This window comes from Paraburkholderia xenovorans LB400, assembly GCF_000013645.1.
Taxonomy (GTDB): domain Bacteria; phylum Pseudomonadota; class Gammaproteobacteria; order Burkholderiales; family Burkholderiaceae; genus Paraburkholderia; species Paraburkholderia xenovorans.
Genome location: NC_007952.1, coordinates 392,220 through 408,814 on the forward strand (window position 1 = coordinate 392,220; position 16,595 = coordinate 408,814).

The 16,595-nt window shown below is 62.6% G+C and carries 13 protein-coding genes; 5 read left to right on the top strand and 8 right to left on the bottom strand.

The genetic code is table 11. From position 1 onward, the window contains the following. Positions 1-41: 41 nt before the first annotated feature. The 5 genes from BXE_RS23755 to BXE_RS23775 all read right to left on the bottom strand — a co-directional run bounded on the left by BXE_RS23755 (position 42) and on the right by BXE_RS23775 (position 7,252). The gene (locus BXE_RS23755) at positions 42-2,927 is read right to left on the bottom strand and encodes an SEL1-like repeat protein (protein WP_011490676.1); all 2,886 of its coding nucleotides are present in this window, start codon (positions 2,925-2,927) and stop codon (positions 42-44) included. Continuing rightward, on the bottom strand, positions 2,924-4,297 hold the full coding sequence (locus BXE_RS23760) for a hypothetical protein (RefSeq protein WP_011490677.1): 1,374 nt from the start codon (positions 4,295-4,297) through the stop codon (positions 2,924-2,926). Before BXE_RS23760 ends, BXE_RS23755 begins: the two co-directional genes overlap by 4 nt. Before the next feature lie 503 nt (positions 4,298-4,800). Then, the gene (locus BXE_RS23765) at positions 4,801-5,103 is read right to left on the bottom strand and encodes a hypothetical protein (RefSeq protein WP_040124104.1); all 303 of its coding nucleotides are present in this window, start codon (positions 5,101-5,103) and stop codon (positions 4,801-4,803) included. Positions 5,104-5,207: 104 nt separating this feature from the next. Continuing rightward, entirely contained in the window at positions 5,208-5,498 is a 291-nt protein-coding gene (locus BXE_RS23770; RefSeq protein ID WP_011490679.1) for a hypothetical protein, read from the bottom strand. An 11-nt stretch (positions 5,499-5,509) separates the two neighbouring features. Further along, a complete protein-coding gene (locus BXE_RS23775; RefSeq protein ID WP_011490680.1) occupies positions 5,510-7,252 on the bottom strand; it encodes a methyl-accepting chemotaxis protein in 1,743 nt (580 codons plus the stop codon). Positions 7,253-7,597: 345 nt separating this feature from the next. Between BXE_RS23775 and BXE_RS23780 the strand changes: the two genes are divergently transcribed. Then, positions 7,598-8,041, top strand: coding sequence for a hypothetical protein (locus BXE_RS23780; RefSeq protein ID WP_011490681.1), 444 nt, complete (start codon positions 7,598-7,600; stop codon positions 8,039-8,041). A 33-nt stretch (positions 8,042-8,074) separates the two neighbouring features. On the opposite strand, the gene BXE_RS23785 is transcribed toward BXE_RS23780, so the two are convergent. Together BXE_RS23785 and BXE_RS23790 are read right to left on the bottom strand one after the other, a co-directional pair. After that, positions 8,075-10,282, bottom strand: coding sequence for a multicopper oxidase family protein (locus tag BXE_RS23785; protein WP_148223056.1), 2,208 nt, complete (start codon positions 10,280-10,282; stop codon positions 8,075-8,077). Between the two features lie 477 nt (positions 10,283-10,759). Continuing rightward, positions 10,760-11,566 carry an AraC family transcriptional regulator gene (locus tag BXE_RS23790; protein ID WP_011490683.1) on the bottom strand — a complete coding sequence of 269 codons (807 nt, stop codon included), beginning with the start codon at positions 11,564-11,566 and terminating at the stop codon, positions 10,760-10,762. A gap of 97 nt (positions 11,567-11,663) precedes the next feature. Between BXE_RS23790 and BXE_RS23795 the strand changes: the two genes are divergently transcribed. From BXE_RS23795 to BXE_RS23805, 3 genes are all read left to right on the top strand, one after another. Further along, the gene (locus tag BXE_RS23795) at positions 11,664-11,948 is read left to right on the top strand and encodes a hypothetical protein (protein ID WP_011490684.1); all 285 of its coding nucleotides are present in this window, start codon (positions 11,664-11,666) and stop codon (positions 11,946-11,948) included. Further along, positions 11,945-12,904: a quinone oxidoreductase family protein gene (locus BXE_RS23800; protein WP_011490685.1), complete on the top strand. Its 960-nt coding sequence runs from the start codon at positions 11,945-11,947 to the stop codon at positions 12,902-12,904. Before BXE_RS23795 ends, BXE_RS23800 begins: the two co-directional genes overlap by 4 nt. Before the next feature lie 132 nt (positions 12,905-13,036). Further along, positions 13,037-14,242, top strand: a complete 1,206-nt coding sequence (locus BXE_RS23805; protein WP_011490686.1) for an alpha/beta hydrolase family protein — start codon at positions 13,037-13,039, stop codon at positions 14,240-14,242. A gap of 71 nt (positions 14,243-14,313) precedes the next feature. Here the strand turns inward: BXE_RS23805 and BXE_RS23810 are convergent, their stop codons facing one another. Further along, positions 14,314-15,615 (bottom strand): aspartate aminotransferase family protein, encoded by a 1,302-nt coding sequence (locus tag BXE_RS23810; RefSeq protein WP_011490687.1) that lies wholly within the window; start codon positions 15,613-15,615, stop codon positions 14,314-14,316. An 84-nt stretch (positions 15,616-15,699) separates the two neighbouring features. Between BXE_RS23810 and BXE_RS23815 the strand changes: the two genes are divergently transcribed. Then, the gene (locus BXE_RS23815) at positions 15,700-16,584 is read left to right on the top strand and encodes a LysR family transcriptional regulator (RefSeq protein WP_011490688.1); all 885 of its coding nucleotides are present in this window, start codon (positions 15,700-15,702) and stop codon (positions 16,582-16,584) included. The last annotated feature ends 11 nt before the right edge of the window (positions 16,585-16,595 follow it).

The window sequence follows — 16,595 nt, forward strand, 5'->3', positions numbered from 1 at the left end:
AGCCGACAGCCGACCTGCACAACGACGGCTTCACCGTTGCTTCACTGCCACTCCCTCACTGTCGCGTCCAGATTCGCCGCGATCTCGCGAGCGCGCTGCTTCTCGTCATCGCCCATGCGTTCGGACAGTCGCGCCTCGACGATCCGGATCGCGGCGGTGTACGCCGGCACGCCGCCGCGGGCTTCGAAGCCTGCCCGCGCGCGGGCGATCCAGGCGGCGCCGAGCGCACGGTCGCGCGGAACGCCGTTGCCGGTCAGAAAGCGCATGCCGACGTCGTATTGCATCAGCGGATTGCCGAGCAATGCCTCGTTCAGGCATGACAACCCATCCCAGCGTTGCCGCAGTTCGCCGGCGGGCGCGAGCGAATCGTCATGCCACAGGTTCGACGCCGCATCGGCAGGCACCAGCCAGCGCCGCTCATTGTTGCCGAGGTCCGTTTCCGTGCCCGCTGCCAGCGCGTGCAAAGCGAGCGCGATCTGCGACTGCTCGGCCCCGCCGCGCGCGCCCTGACGATGAAGTTGCATGGCACGCGCCGGCTCGCGCTGCGCAAGCGGCCCGATCTCGTACAAGGTTGCGAGGTCGCTGGCTGCCCAGTCGTCGCCGGCAGCCAGCGCTTTTTCGAGCCAGACGCGCCCCGCAGCCGGATCACGCCCGACGCCGCGCCCATACGCATAAGCGACGCCCACCATCCGCTTCGCTTCCGGGTCGGCCGGCGCCGCCTTCGATGCCCACGCAAAGGCCTCGTACTCGTCGACGCGGCCGCCCAGGCCCGTCAACAGGTGCCACGCCAGCGAGCTTTGAGCGGAAGCATTGCCCTGATCCGCCGCGCGCCGGAACCAGTATGTCGCCGCTGACAGATCGGGAGCGACGCCGTCGCCGAGATCGTAGCTGTCGCCGAGCATCGACTGGTATTTCGGATCGCCCCGGTCCGCGACTTTCCATTGCCAGTACACCCGGCTGGTGTCATTGGCGATGCCGTTGCGCGCGTCGGCGAGAATGCTCATCGCGAGCACGTTGCCGCTGCGCGATGCTGCCTGACACCAGCGGGCCGCATAATCCGGACGACGCTGCACGCCGGGGCTTCCATACGCGTACGCACTGCAAAGCCATGCCTGCGACGCCGGGTCGCCGAGTTGCGCGCCTTGCGAGAACCAGCCCAGCGCGACGCCGGAATCCTGCTTGCCCGCAATGCCGCGCGCGTACGTATAGCCGAGCGCCGCGTAAGCTGCGGGAACGCGGCGCTTCGCTGCCGCTTCGAGCCATTCGACACCCGTCTTGCCCGACAAAGACTGGCCATGTTCGGTCAGATAAGCGCCGAGCGATACGCTGCTCGCGGGATCGCCCGCGTTCGTCGCGAGCGTCAGGTAGTGCAGGCCGAGAGCCTCGTCACGCGGCACCTCGGTGCCCGCAAGATACTGATTGCCGATCCAGCGCGCCGCCTCCACGTTGCCGTGGTCCGCGGCGAAGCGATACCAGCGCAGCGCCTGCGCTTTGTCGACAGGTGTGCCTTGCCCCTTCCATGCCATTGCCGCGGCGGTGACCGCCGCCTCTTCGCTGCCGCGATCCGCGCCCTCGCTCGCCAGTTTGAACGCCTTGCCGAAGTCGACCGGCTCGCCTTCTCCGCGCAATGCATAGATCGCGAGATTGAACGAGGCGACGCCGAGCCCCTGCGCGCGCGCTTTCTCGAACCATGTGCGAGCTTCGGCGGAATCCTTGTGCGTGCCCCAGCCTTCGCGGAACATCACGCCGAGGTCGTTCTGCGCTGTTGCCAGCCCTGCGTCCGCCGCGCCGCGCATCCAGCCGATGGCCGCCTCCAGATCGACCGGACCGCCGCGACCGGTGCGATAGAGGTCCGCGAGTGCAAAACGCGCTGCGGCGTCGCCTTCGACCGCTGCCTTCCGGTACCACGAACGCGCCAGCACGTCGTTCCTCGCGACACCCGTGCCGGTTGCGTAGAGGTCGCCCATTCTGCGCTGCGCATAGACCCAGCCTTGCCTCGCCGCGTGCGACATCAGATCGAAACCGCGGCGCGTATCACGCTGCACGCCGACGCCGCTCAGATACACGTCGCCTAGCGCCGCCTCGGCGCCGGTGTTGCCCTGGCGCACGGCTTCGCGCAACCATCCGGCGCCGTTCCCCGCGTCGCGCGGCACGCCTTCGCCGCGCAACAACGCGAGGCCGAGCAGGAATTGCGCGCCCGCATCGCCGCCGCTCGCGCCGCGGATCATCCACGAAGCGGCGACAGCCGGATCTTTCGGCACGCCGCGCCCGAGCGCGGCGAATTGCGCCGCATTGGCCGCGCCGTTCGCCGAGCCACCCTCTGCGGCCTGGACGAAGTACCTGTACGCGGCGGCGTTATCGACCGGCTGGCCTTCTCCGTTCGCGCTCATTGCACCGAGCACCGTGGCCGATGTCGCATCGCCGTCCGCGGCAGCCGATTCGAACCACTGGCGCGCAGCGAGATAGTCCTGTGGAACCACGCTGCCGTTGCGATAGAGGTTGCCGAGCATGCGGCGTGCGAGCAGCGAGCCGTCGAGCGCCGACGACTTGAGGATCGCCACGCCTGTCGCGGTGTCACGCTCGCCGCCATAGCCGTACGTCAACATCTGGCCGTAGAGGGCCCGTGCGGTGAGGTTGCCTTGCGCCGCCTCGTTCATGCATCGCGCGCGTTCGTCTTTCGGCTTTTCGAATGGCGTCACGCTCCAGCCGCGATTGTCGAGCATCAATGCGCAAGGCGTCGTGCGGTTCGCGAGCGCCAGGCGTGGATCCGCGGCGTGCGACGAGGCGCCTGAAAGTACCGCAGCGGTATCCGCATGTGGCGATGCCGGCGACGCCATTGCCATAAAAGGCAGGCCTGCCAGCGCGGCGAGCAGCAGCGTGCCGGCTTCGCGACGCGTTCCGTTGCGCGATTTTTGTCGCACCCTCATGGCTGCTGGACCGTCACGTTTCTGATGATGGCGTCGGTCCGGCCGTCCTTGTCGTCAATCGATGTCGTCCACGCAATGCCGTAGTTCACGAGCAACGATGCATCGAAGCGCACCGTCTCGCCGCGCTTCGTCACCGACTGGCAATGCAGACCGACCGCGTCTCCGTCGAGCGACCTGAAAAGCGTGGAGGCGGGAACCGTCTTGCCGATCTCGCACGTCCGCGAGGTCTCGCCCTTTTCCGATGGCAGCGGAAGCGCCAGCTCGATGCTGTGCCCTTCGACAAGCGGCCGGCTCGCGGTGTCGACGGCCACATCGTCCTTCAGGGTGCCGAGCGGCGTCAACTCGTGGGTTCCGACGGTTTGCGTGAGCAGGCTCGCGACGCCGTAGCTCAGGTAGAAGTCGGACCAGTCCAGTCGAGCGGAATCCGCAGCCGGCGTCACCAGTTCGGCGACCACGCCATTATTTCGACGGTTCACGAAGGTGTCCTTGAACGGCGTCGGCTGGTTGGGCGTCGACGGGTTCTTCCATTCGGCATCGACTACCAGACGCGAGAACGGCAAAGGGCGGCTGCCGTTCTCCGGCAACTTCCGGCGGATCGAATCGGGCATGCGCCGCTCGTCGAACATGTCGTCCAGGTAGGCGTAAGGGTCGGTCAACACTTTCGCGCGTGCCGATGGCTTGTGATCCATGATCTGGAAGAGCTCGTACGTCGCGGCCTGACGCGATGCGGGCGGCAATCCGTCGACCGCGTCGACGGCGACGCGAATCAGCTCGCAGGCATTCGACGGACCCTTGGCGATGAATTGCGACGGCACTTTCGATTCGAGCTCCGCATCGGCGTCGAGCAGTTCCGCGGTGGTGTATCGCTCGTCGTTCGAGTCGGGCGTACTGTGGTCGACCGAAATCTCCATGATTTCCAGCAGATTCTGGAAACTTTGCGTGGAGAGCGTTTTTGCCATCAGAAAGAAGTCGCGGCCGTTGGTGGCGAGCGCGTCGCAGTCGCTCTTCGGCCCTTGCGCCAGGCCTTTTAACAGGTGCAGCACGCGCATGCGATCGTCCGGCGATAACTGCCCGCCGAACATCCCTCGCGTTTGCGACCACGTGCTGAGCCGGTTCCGGAACTCCGCATCGGCCGCAACCCGCGTGACCAGCTTGACCAGCAACCGGCCTTTGTCCGAATCGGGATCGAGTCCAGCCTGTCCGACGATCTGGCGGATACGCTCGTTGGTCAGGGCCGCGGGATCGACCGGCGCGGCTGTCTGCGCTTGCGCTGCCGGCGCGACCGGCTGCGCGCTTCGCATATCCAGCGCATTTGCGCTGACAGCCGTGAAAAACAGCATCACCCCGTAGAAACTGGTCTTGAGCTTCATCTTGTTCGAATGTGCACGACGAAAATGTGAAACGGAACTGCGCGCGCCAAGGCTCGCCGCTTCATTCAAGCGGCATGCATGACGTGGACGTGGCCGTATGGATATCGGCAAGATGACCGGAGTTCTTGAGAGGCGTTGCTTTGCTTTCAGCCCGCTTTTCGCCAGACGTGCCGCCCGAATGCGAAGCGGAAGTCGAGTTTGCCGGATGACGCGTGGAATCGCCGCCGTATGCCGTCGAGTCCGGTTTTACAGATGCGAAGGCGCCGACCCCGTAGGTCTTACATGGAAGGGATGATGACAGGGGGATTCCGGGCGTCGAGACGGGTCGTATGCCGCCGATCTCTGTCAGCCGGCGAAACGGCCACCGCCGTCCGCGAGGCCAACCTGGCAACATGACTCGTGGACAGTCAGCGCGCTTCCGCCATGCGCGCCTTCTCGAACGGTGTTTCGTTCAGGGTAACGCTTATTACGAACGCATTACCCGATCGGGTTTCGGCAATCGTTCAGGCGCTGATATTGATGATCGAGCCGGCCGCGACACCTTGTGTCGTACCAGCGCTCGCGGCTGCTTGCACTGGGGAAGAACTGGCCATTGCGTTCACCACGCCGACTGCGCCTGGCACGTGATGGTGATGCACGCTTTTCGCGGAACTGCTCTGTGACGTCGTTGCCGACTTCAGGTGCGCCGCGAAACTCGACTGACTTGACTCGCTCGCGGAGCTTTTGCCCGTTAGCATCGACAGCCCGGAACTGATGGCGCTGGTTACGCCGCCGAGCAGGGTGGACGCTGCACCGAGTGGAATCATATTCACATCCGTCAGAATGGGGTAATTGAAATGCCTGCGCCCTCGGACTATACCGCGTTTTCCCGCTATTCGAGAGGCAAACCGTGGTTCGGCAATGCCGGCGACTAGCGGACAGATCCCTGAGCCAATGTGGCAAGGATGGTATTGGTGAGTTCGAGCAGGGCCGAGTGATAGCCGGCATGCAAGGGTACATCGTCCATTAACGCCATCGCGTCCTCGATACCCTGCCGGAACGACAGCGCAACCTCGGCGCGCTGCGACGTTGTGAGCTGGGGCAGCGCCGCGTCGAGAAATTTGCCCAGCACCATCGCGCGTGCCCCAAGCATGCTCACGGTCTCCATGTTGGCGGTCACGAGCCGGCTCATTTTCTCCAGCGCCGCGTCAGCATTGTCCAATTTCAGACTCCTCAGAACGCCTGCCAATCCACGGAATTGGCGTCGGTCGCCGCGATTGCGGCGTCCTTGTCCGCGGTCCCCACGGGCGCAGCCGTGGCCGGCGTGGCACGCGAAGGTGTGCGAGCGGCGGGTGTGCGAGTGGTGGGAGCTGGACGACGCGTTACCGCTCGCGAAGCAGCCGGGCGCGACGCGGGTACTCCGCGGTCGTCGAGCTTGAAGACGGCCACCGCGTCACGCAACGCCTGGGCCTGCTGCGCCATCGACTGCGTAGCGGCCGACGCTTCCTCGACCAGCGCGGCGTTCTGCTGGGTCACCTGGTCCATCTGGCTGACCGCCTGACTGACCTGTTCGACACCCGTGCTCTGCTGCGCCGACGCCGCCGCCATCTCGCCCATGATGTCCGTCACGCGCCTGACCGACTGGACCACATCGTTGATCGTGCTGCCTGCTTCCTCGACGAGCTTCGAGCCGGTATCCACCCGGCTCGCCGAGTCGTCGATCAGATCCTTGATTTCCTTGGCCGCGCTTGCGCTGCGCTGGGCGAGCGTGCGCACCTCGCCGGCCACGACCGCGAAACCCCGCCCCTGTTCACCGGCGCGGGCCGCCTCGACCGCGGCATTGAGCGCGAGGATGTTGGTCTGGAACGCGATACCCTCGATCACGGTGATGATCTCGGCCACCTTGGCCGAACTGTCGGAGATTCCGTGCATGGTCTCGACCACCCGTCCGACCACGTCGCCGCCGCGCCGTGCGATATCCGATGCGGTATTCGCCAGCGTCATTGCCTGCCTTGCGTTGTCCGCGTTGTGACGGACCGTGCCGGCCAGCTCTTCCATGCTCGAAGCAGTTTCCTGCAGTGATGCCGCCTGTTCTTCGGTACGCGAGGACAAGTCCGCGTTGCCGGCCGCGATTTCAGCGCTAGCCATCGCCACGCTTTCCGCATTGCTGCGGACACTGCGCACCACCTCGGTCAGCGAATTCTGCATGGCACCCAGCGTACCCAGCAACGGGGATATCTCATCGGCGTGGGAATCGACGACCGCAACCGTAAAATTGCCGTCCCGAACCCGTTCAGCCACTTTCTGCGCTTCGGCGACGCGGCTGCGGAGACAGCTTCCGATGTACCACGAAAGCGCCATGAGACCCATCGCGATAGCAGCCACGAGGCTCACCAGCAGCAATCGCGTCCACTGTAAGGCCCTTTCAATTTCCGAGACCTGGCCGCCGAGTTGTTCGCCTTGTCTGGCTCGCTCTTCGCCCAGCCATTTCTGAATACGCGCGAAGGTGGGGATGGTTTGCGCCGTCAACATCTGGAACGCTTCGTCACGGTGGCCGTCCCGAACCAGCCGAAGATTCGCTTCCGCCACGGGCCATGCGTCGGCCTGCATCTTGAGCCAGACATTACGGAAGGCGTCCTTTCCCGCTTCGTCGGTAATGTTGCTGAAAAACGCGTCGTCGTTGCGCCGGATCTGTTGACGTTCCGCGTCGATATTCCGAGCGGCAGCCTGGACGTCGTCGGCCGAGGAGACCAGCATCGCATGACGCAAATCCAGCAGTACCTGCGTCACGCTGAGTTCGGTGCTTGCAATACGCTCCAACTGCTGCATGCGCACATTGCCGGCATTGGCCGCAATCCGCTGCGCGTCGATCAGCTGGATCCAGGAGATGACAGCGACCGCTGTCAGGGCAACGATCAATGCGGCCGATACGGCATAGAGTCGGTGAGTCAGGCTGAAGCGCGCGAAGAGTTTCATGGTGGACGAATGAATGGGTCGATCAGGCGGCAAGTGCTCCTCGGCGCAGGACGCACGAAGCCCACCGGCCTGAATGTGCACGGGCAGAACACTTATGCATAACGGCTCGAGACCGGGCGGGATTAGTGCCGGAGTTCGGGACGGTGCCTTACGGAATTTGCAAAGTACTGACTGCCCGTGTGTGACAGGAAGGAGCCGCCGGCGCTGCGGGGCAATCATTGCCATTGCCTTATCGCTTTTTCCCGACCGGTTATATGCCGCATGCGTCGCTGTGCCCAGAGCAGGATGAACTTTATGTAGACTGGTGTGAACCGCTGTTGGCTATCCCCACGGAGACCCCAAAAAATGAATCGGCTGATCATTTACATCGTAGTCGTGGCAAGCTTTCTGGTTTTCCCCGGCACGACAGCGGCGTGGCTGCCCTTCGGAAATGAAGTTACCGTCTATATGTTGTCCTGTGACGGAGAACAGAAAAGCGGCCTCTGTCATGGCCGTGAAAAGACCGATATCCCTTTCACCTATAAGGTGCTGGCCGATCAGCTTTCCGTGTGGTACTGGCGAGCGGACGATCCGGATGAGCCGCGGCGCCTTTCATTCTGCGCCATTCATGACATGAAGAACTGGTTGTGCCAGTGGGGCAGCGAGGAGATTCCAAAGTCGAGGTTCGGCATGGTGTCCGGCAGATATGCGGAGATCGCAACCTGTGTGACCGTCACATCCACTCCGCTTTTTTATCAGGTGTCCAGGCTGCGCTGGTGGTTCGTCTGGTTGCGGGAGCAACTGTCCTGAAGGCGAGAGAATCAGCAGACACGGTGCCAACCTTTAATTCGTCACGCGGTACGGCCGCATCATTTCATTGTCTTCATGGGTGATGACATGACAGTGCCAGACGTAATACCCCTGTGTCGGATCAAACTCATAAAGGTTCTGTCCCGCGTAGGACTGGTTGGGCACGACGGGAATGCTCGAGGGTGTCCAACGCACCAGAATTCTTAGCACTTGTCCCGCGTGCGCATCGGCTGTGTCCTTCCATCCCGATTCTCCAGCCGCTGGCGGGAGGTTGGCGCCTTGCAGGTAGCCGCTAAAAGGAAGATTGCCGCCAAGCGCACCGTCTTTATTGGGCGTCGCATAGTCGAGCGGGGGGCCGTAATCGGCGCAATACGTGCCGGCCGTACATCCCCCGGGCAGGGGCGCCGCGCTGCTGCCTGTCGCGCCGAACGCCTTATTCCAGTCCGCCAGATATTGACTCGTATTGATGGCCTGCCGGTTGAGAACCTGGAATTGCGAAAGGTGGATATGCACCGGGTGGCTGGCACCGGGCATGGTCGAGAGATAGACGATCTCCCACATTTCAACGGAGCCCACGCGCGGCAGTTCGCTGATGCCGTCGCTCGGGAAATCATGAGCGATGCTCGCCGACTCCAGCCCGTTCCACGTGGTGTTGTTGACATACTCCTTGATATCCGCAGGAACGGGGCCGCCGGACTTCTCGACGTGATCGTAAAGGATCATCTGTCTGACTCTGTCGACTTTCACTCCGGGCAGTACATTGCCGTTTCCATCTGTCAGATGAGGCACCGGGTTTTTCCTGGCGCAGACGCCAGCGGTCGTGTCCGGATGCGCCGGGTCGCAGCTCGCGTCAGGTGTCGATGTCGACGCTGCCACCCGGAATTGCATGATGTCGGGCAGTTGGACATCCTGGCCCGGCTGCGAATTCGTCAGCTCGATGGTCTGCCCGGCAAACTTCGAGAAGTCGACGATGATGTCAGCCCGTTCACCCGGCGAGACAGGCAGGCCATCGGAAACGCCACCGGAAGAAACGGCAAGGGGAACGGGTTTGTCGAAATAATTGTCATCGGCCCCGACCAGATAAACCGGTGCGTTGCCGAAAACAAACGTATAGCCCCGATTCAGGCTGCCGTTAAGAATATGTAAGCGGTAGCGCCGCGGCTCGACATTCAGGTAAGGGAAAGCTGCTCCATTCACGACGGCGACATCGCCCTCGAAAATCGGACTCCAGAACGGATGGTTGATGGAGGCCTGCTGAGTTGGCAGATATAGCTGGCCGCTCGCATCGAACATCCGGTCCTGCACTGCCATTTCAATTTCGTAAGGACCACTTGGATATCCTTGCGGCTCCGTGTTGGGGTCTTTCAGAAAGTAGAAGCCTGCGAGCCCGGCATAAACGTTGAGACGCGTGACGCCCAGAGCATGATCATGGAACCATAGCGTGCCCGGTTCCTGCAAATTCGGATATTCATAAATCGCCGTGCCGGGTCCGGGGCTGCCAATCGTGTGGTAGTCGGCACCTTTCAGTCCGTTTGGGGTGAACCATGATTCCGGATCACCGTCGTAGGCGGCGGGCAGTTCAGCCCCATGCAAGTGCACGGTGGCGGGAACCGGACCGATGTAGTTCTGTTTGCATGACGGATTGGCACTCGCGCCTTGCATAGGCATCGCGCAACCGGTCTTCAACGGATCCGCCCAGTGCACGGTCTGATCGAACGGCAGTTCTCCCTGCACCAGTCCCGGGCCGGTCGGTTGCGCGGGATCGAAACTCGGCAGTCGATTGACGTAGGTAGCCCGCGTCGCGGTGCCGCGTTGGGCAACGATAGTGACGGCCGGCCAGCGAGCCGGACCGAGCACCGCGCCCGTGCTGGAATCCGTGGTCTGGTATGCCCAGACGCGTGTTTGACCTAACGTTACGCCTGCACCGCATTGAGCGTAGGAACCTGGTGGCAATACCTGCTGGTTGGTCTCCATCATGGTTACGGTCAGGTTGGGATGAGCCGCGGCATCCACGCGAGGTATTGAACCGGCCGGTCCGAACACCGGTAATCTGATTGCAAACTTCGTAAAGCAGTTCGCAGCCAGTTTGGTTTGGGGAAGAAGAGTAGGGCTGGTGACACTGTCGCCGGTATTGCAGCCATGAGCCAGAAAAATAAGCGATACCAAAGCCGCGGTCAAAACGATTGCGCTCCAGCGAGACCGGGCTACATGGCTGCGCTGCTCCGCCGCATCTTCGGACATGGTATCTCCCCTACGGGGGTTGCCTGCTTGGGTGGGGCATCTACTGCTAAAGATCGTTTGAAGCTGTGACCGGTTTGAACGATGGGCGTCAGACACCGCGCGCGACTCGCCCGCTCACATTGCTTGTTGCAGCATGCGCACGCGTGGCTTACAGGATGCTGATGTCCTGCGCGAATAACTTTTTTGGGAGCTGGGCTGAACGCTAACGTCTGCTCTGCCGGCGTTCATTGAACCGTAAGGTATTGCGCATGCACGCGCATGTCCACGTCCATCGGTTCGAAGATAGGATAAGGCCGTAAAAAAGGCGGTGAGGATTTCTACGGATCAAATCCGGATCCATAGTGTGCGGAGTCGCACATTCAAAATCTTGGGAAGGTACTCCAGGTCTTTAGCAGTCCGTCGAATTTTCAGCAGAAAATGCGCCCGATGAAAATGGGCGCGCTAACGTTGGAAGTAGCGGCCGCGAACATGCCCGCGTTACTCGTCGCGTCCATCACCCGTCAACCCTGGCTCTGCCGTGCCGTAGCGCCCCGGCGTGGTTCCCGTTGCCCGCCTGAACATGTCGATAAACGCGCTGACGTTGTCATAGCCCAATTCCAACGCGATAGTCGTCACGCTAACGCCATCGGCAACCAGTTCCAGCGCGCGAAGCAGTCGCGCTTGCGCGCGCCATTGCGCAAAACTCAACCCCGTCTCCGCGGAAAACTTGCGGCTCAGCGTGCGCGGCGAAAGTCCGGCCCACTCGGCCCATTGTTCGAGACGGCGGGAATCGGACAGATCACGGACCAATGCGTCCGTAATGCGCAGGAGCCGCGCATCTTCAGGCGCGGGCAACCCCAGTGATTCGGCCTGCGATGCCGCCAGCTCGTCGAGGATGACTTCCGCGATGCGGCTGCGCTGCGTGTCGAGCTGCGTGCCGTCCCAGCTCGCCGCGCGGCGAACCGCCGCGCGCAACAGCGATGTCGTGCGGATCGCGCGAGGCTCGCCTGGTAATTCGGCGCACCTTTGCTCGGCGATGAACACGCTCCACCCGGAGAACGGACCGTGCGAGCGGACCGAATGCTCGCAGTGCGGCGGAATCCAGATTGCGTGAATCGCGGGTACGACCCAATGCTGCCGGTTCACCCCGACCGAGACGAGCCCGCTCAACGCGCCCATCAACTGCCCACGCGCGTGACTATGCGACGCGGTCGCGCGGGATTCGCGCTGCGTGAGTTCTGCCGCGGCCAGAAAAGGCCCCTCGGGCGACGTGACGAGCTCTGGGCGAATAAGCGGAGTATTCATGGCCGGAAAACCGTATCGAATGGCCTTTATACCTCAGACAGGCCGATGCCGCAGACCTAGACTGGACCCACTATCACTTATTGAGGAGTTCAGTCCGATGCGAGCCGATCAGCTTCTTCCCGACCATGCCGATCATATCGACGTTCACGGCGCGACGATCCGCAAGGGCACCATCGCGGCGTTTCTTGCCAATGCGCTTGTCTGGAGCGACGCTCATGCAAGCGAGCCGGCACGCGCGCAGGCCGCCGCCGATATTGTCGATGCGCTGCCCGCGTTGCGCGCGTCAGGGCTTTTCGGGGTGCTCGAAATTCGCGATCCCGAACTGCGAGCGTGGATCGATGCGCAACTGGCCGGCTTGCCATCCGACGAGGTGCGCTCATGAAAGCGGCAGTCGTCACGCAAGCGGGCCGCATGCCCGTCTATGCCGGGTTCGATGCGCCGGTGGCCACGGCGGGTTACGCGCTGATCGACGTCGAAGCGTCGGCATTGAGCCATGTGACGCGCGCCAGGGCGTCCGGCTCGCATTATTCGTCGTCGGGACGTTTTCCGTTCGTTGCCGGTGTCGACGGCGTGGGCCGCCGCGAAGACGGTACGCGCGTCTACTTTTTCGGACCCAGAGAGCCGTCGGGCGCCCTTGCGCAGCGAACCCTCGTGGCTGAAGGGCAGTGTTTCGCGATTCCCGACACGCTTGATTCCGTCACCGCTGCGGCGATTGCGATTCCGGGCATGTCGTCGTGGGCGGCGCTCACCGAACGCGCGAAGTTCGTTGCAGGCGAGACGGTGCTGGTCAACGGCGCAACGGGTGCATCGGGACGCGTTGCGGTACAGATCGCGAAGCATCTGGGCGCCGGCAAGGTGATCGCAACGGGGCGTCATCCGCAAACGCTTGCCGGGTTGAAATCTGTGGGCGCCGACTGCGTCATACGGCTCGATCAGGACGAACCGTCGTTGCATCGCGCACTTGAGCCGCATTTTCGTGAAGGCGTCGACGTGGTGCTCGACTACCTGTGGGGCCCGAGCGCGCAAACGCTGCTGACAGGTGCGGCCCGATTGCTTCCCGACGGCTACCCCATGCGTTTCGTACAGATCGGCTCGATTGGCGGAGAGACGCTAGCCCTGCTCGGCGCCGTGCTGCGCGCCTCCGCGATCACGCTGCTTGGCAGCGGTATCGGCAGCATTCCATTCGAGCGGCTTCTGCACGCGGCGAGCGAAGTCCTGCGCGCCGCGGTTCCAGCGCGGTTCGAGATTGCGACGCGGGCAGTGCCATTGTCCGAGCTTGCCGTGCATTGGGAGAATGACGGAAATCGTTCACGCACCGTGTTTACCATGCATCCGTGACGGGACAGGAAAGTGCGAGAATTACCGCAAAAAATAATGCCATTCGACGCCGTTCAAGCGATTTGAACCCCGGTGCGTGCAAGCGGACACTGCGAGGCATTGTGCCGGCCCTTCTGCGAAGGAGTGCTAGTCGTGACCCAAATCTTCAGCGATGCCCTGCATGAGCAACTCGGCATGTGGCCGATAGCGTATATACCCTACGGCGGCGCCGATTTCGGCGAAGTCCGGAGTGTGGCGCAGACAATAGGCGACGGCGACGACAATGCCTTTTACGACGCATGGACGGAGGCGGCGGACAGGATGATGGACGAAGGCCGTGTCGCCGAGGCGCACGGACACCGGGTCAGCGCCCGCGAATATTACCTGCGCGCGGCCTGTTTCTATGCGAAGGCCTTTCATCCTCATTTTGGCTATCCCGTGGATCCGCGAATCTTCGAATCTTCGCGGTGGCAGATCGACGCATTCAATCGGGCACTGGCGCTCGGCGATGATCCGGTCGAGCCGGTTCGTATTCCGTTCGAAACGTCGTCCATGCTCGCGTATGTCATCCCTGCGCAGGGGCGGCCCAATGAACGCCGCCCCCTGCTTATCCTGACCAATGGCTATGACGGCACCATTACGGACCCGTTCTTTGCATCGGCGGTTGCGGCTTCACGGCGCGGATACCATTGCCTGATTTTCGACGGTCCGGGCCAGGGAACCACACTTATCGACCAGGGCATCCACATGCGTCCGGATTGGGAGATCGTGATCAGGGCCGTTGTGGATTTCGCGCTAACGCTGCCTAACGTCGACGCGAGCCGTATCGTATCGAGCGGCTGGAGTCTTGGCGGTTACCTTTCACCGCGCGCCGCGTCTGGTGAGCCCCGTCTTGCCGCGTGCGTGGCCGACCCCGCGCAGTCTTGCATTGCCGATGGCTTTCGCGCATATGCCATCAAACTTGGAGCGACGCCCAAACAGGCGGCTCAGCTTAGCTTGCTCCCAGACGCATTGATCGAGCGCATGGAAGAAATAATCGCCCACGACCGGAAGCTGACCTGGAGCTTTTTGAAGCGCGGGTATTGGGTGAATGGAGCGAGCAATCTGCGTGAGTATCTTGCATCCGTAGAGCAATTCACGATGTCTGGACGGATCGGGAACATTCAATGCCCGACGCTTTTTACGCTGGCCGAAGATGATCCGCTCGCGAGCGGAACGCAGGCGTTCTTCGATGCGTTGCAGTGCCCCAAAAAACTGCTTCGTTTCAACAAGACGCAAGGCGCAGGGGAGCATTGCGAAATGACCAATCGCTCTCTGCTCAACCGGAAGGTGCTCGACTGGTTGGACGAGGTGTTATAGCTTGTTCGATGGTTCGCCCGGCAGCAACGGCCGCCGCTGCCGGACAAACCATCAATGAAATAGCAAAGCGATCAAAGCGAGCGCTCGATTGCCTGCCCGAGCAGCGCCAGCCCAAGGTCGATTTCATTTTCGTGGACGGTCAGCGGAGGGGCGATCCGGAAGACGCCGCCCATACCGGGCAACTGCACGATATTCATGCTGAGCCCGAGGTTCATGCACTCGCGGGTGATCTTTGCGCCAAGTCCATCCGCGGGTTCCTTCGTGCGGCGATCCTTGACGATCTCCATACCGAGCAGCAAACCTCGTCCGCGAATGTCGCCGATGCACTCGAAGCGTTCCATCAGATCCAGCAGGCCGCGCCTGAGCCGCTCGCCCATCAGGTTCGCGCGCGCAACCAGCCCTTCACGCTCGACCACGTCCAGCACCCGCAAACCGACGGCTGCGGGCAGCGGATCGGACACGTGGGTCGTATAGAACAGGTAACCCAATTCATGGGCGCGCTCTTCTATCTGTGCAGAGGTCACGACAGCCGCGAGCGGCAGGCCGGCGCCGAGCGTTTTAGACAGGGTGAGAATATCGGGCGTGACGCCGTCGCGCTGACAGGCGAACATCGTGCCGGTGCGGCCGATGCCGGTTTGCGCTTCATCGAGGATCAGCAACATGCCGCGCTCCTCGCATTTGCGCTTCAGCGCAGCCATGTAGCCTTCCGGCAGCTCGATGATTCCGCCGGAACTGAGAATCGGCTCTGCAATGAAGGCCGCGAGATTGCCGCTCGACTGACGATCGATGAGGTCGAATGCGTAGTCCAGTTCCGCCAGGTAATCGTATTGACCGTCGCGCTCGAAACGCGGCCGGTACGGAAACGGAGCGGGGATCGCAAACGAGCCGACGGCCGCCGGACCGACGCCCTTGCGACCGGCGCTGTAGGTTGCGGATGCCGCCCCGCCCGTCATGCCGTGCCACGACTGCGCGAAACCGACGATTTCATATTTGCCGGTGACGAGTTTCGCCATGCGAATGGCGGCCTCGTTCGACTCCGCGCCGGTACTGAGCAACAGCGCCCGGTCGAGTCCGTCTGGCGTGATCTCAGCCAGGCGGGTCGCGAGATCGACCACCGGCCGCGAAAGCATGCCGCTGAAAAGATGGTTGAGCTTGCCGGCGTACTCTTTGATGACCGACACGATGTCCGGATGGCTGTGCCCAAGCACCGCGCTCATCTGCCCCGAGGTGAAGTCCAGGATCGCGCGACCGTCCGCGTCGTAGACGAAGCTGCCCTGCGCGCGCTCGATGATCATCGGCTCGAAAGTACCGCCGTAGCGGATAAGGTGCTGCCTGGCGTTGCGCCAGAACGCTGCATCATTGTTCAGGGACACCGTGCTTCTCCTTGACTGTGTGACTGTGGCGGGAATACTTGCAGTCTAGAGGGCTCTCTGGTTTCATAGAACCTAATAGTTCTTATGGCAGATAGAAGCGGGCCTAATATCTTGAGTCTTTCACTCGAAATCGATTTGCTGCGTTCGTTTATCGTGGTTGCCGAAGTCCGGGCGCTCAGCCGCGCGGCCAGCCGGATCGGCCGGACCCAGTCCGCGCTGAGCCAGCAGATGAAGCGCCTCGAAGAAATCGTCGAGCAGCCGCTGTTCCAGCGCACAGGGCGCGGCGTGGTGCTGACGAACCCCGGCGAACGCCTGCTGATTCACGCCCAACGTATTCTGCGGTTGCACGACGAGGCGATGGCTGATCTGTCCGGCAAGGGGCTTTCGGGGACGATCCGGTTCGGCTGCCCGGATGACTACGCCGCCGTTTTCCTCCCGCATCTGCTGCGTCAGTTCTCGAGCCAACATCCTCATGCGCTGGTGGAGGTCGTTTGCGCCCCCACTCCGCGCCTGCTCGAACAACTCGAGATGCATGCGCTGGACCTTGCGATGATTTCGTTGCCGGAGAACGCGGCGGATGACGACATCATCCGTCGCGAACCGCTGGTGTGGGTCGGCTGTCCGGGAATGGATTCCGCGCACTTCGACCCTTTGCCGTTGGCGGTTTCCGACCCCGACACGCTCGACCATGTGGCGGCGTGCGAAGCGCTGCAACGCGCGGGGAGGGCTTACCGCATCGCCTATGCGAGCAGCAGTCTTGCAGGTCTGACGGCGCTGGTCCGCTCGGGACAGGCGTTTGCCGTCATCACGCAGACTGCTGTCGCTCCGGATCTTCACATACTCAATGCCGATGCGGCGCTTCCGCCATTGCCCACCATTGGCATTACGCTGAAGTTCGAGCGCAAGCGTCCCTCCCATCTGGTCACGGTATTCGCCGAGCACATCAGGCTGACGCTGCCGTTGTTGTGACCGGTCGGCCC

Coding starts and splice junctions, on each gene's coding strand:
- BXE_RS23755 (WP_011490676.1), bottom strand. CDS start 2,927: ATGAGGGTGCGACAAAAATCGCGCAACGGAACGCGTCGCGAAGCCGGC.
- BXE_RS23760 (WP_011490677.1), bottom strand. CDS start 4,297: ATGAAGCTCAAGACCAGTTTCTACGGGGTGATGCTGTTTTTCACGGCT.
- BXE_RS23765 (WP_040124104.1), bottom strand. CDS start 5,103: ATGATTCCACTCGGTGCAGCGTCCACCCTGCTCGGCGGCGTAACCAGC.
- BXE_RS23775 (WP_011490680.1), bottom strand. CDS start 7,252: ATGAAACTCTTCGCGCGCTTCAGCCTGACTCACCGACTCTATGCCGTA.
- BXE_RS23780 (WP_011490681.1), top strand. CDS start 7,598: ATGAATCGGCTGATCATTTACATCGTAGTCGTGGCAAGCTTTCTGGTT.
- BXE_RS23785 (WP_148223056.1), bottom strand. CDS start 10,282: ATGTCCGAAGATGCGGCGGAGCAGCGCAGCCATGTAGCCCGGTCTCGC.
- BXE_RS23790 (WP_011490683.1), bottom strand. CDS start 11,566: ATGAATACTCCGCTTATTCGCCCAGAGCTCGTCACGTCGCCCGAGGGG.
- BXE_RS23795 (WP_011490684.1), top strand. CDS start 11,664: ATGCGAGCCGATCAGCTTCTTCCCGACCATGCCGATCATATCGACGTT.
- BXE_RS23800 (WP_011490685.1), top strand. CDS start 11,945: ATGAAAGCGGCAGTCGTCACGCAAGCGGGCCGCATGCCCGTCTATGCC.
- BXE_RS23815 (WP_011490688.1), top strand. CDS start 15,700: ATGGCAGATAGAAGCGGGCCTAATATCTTGAGTCTTTCACTCGAAATC.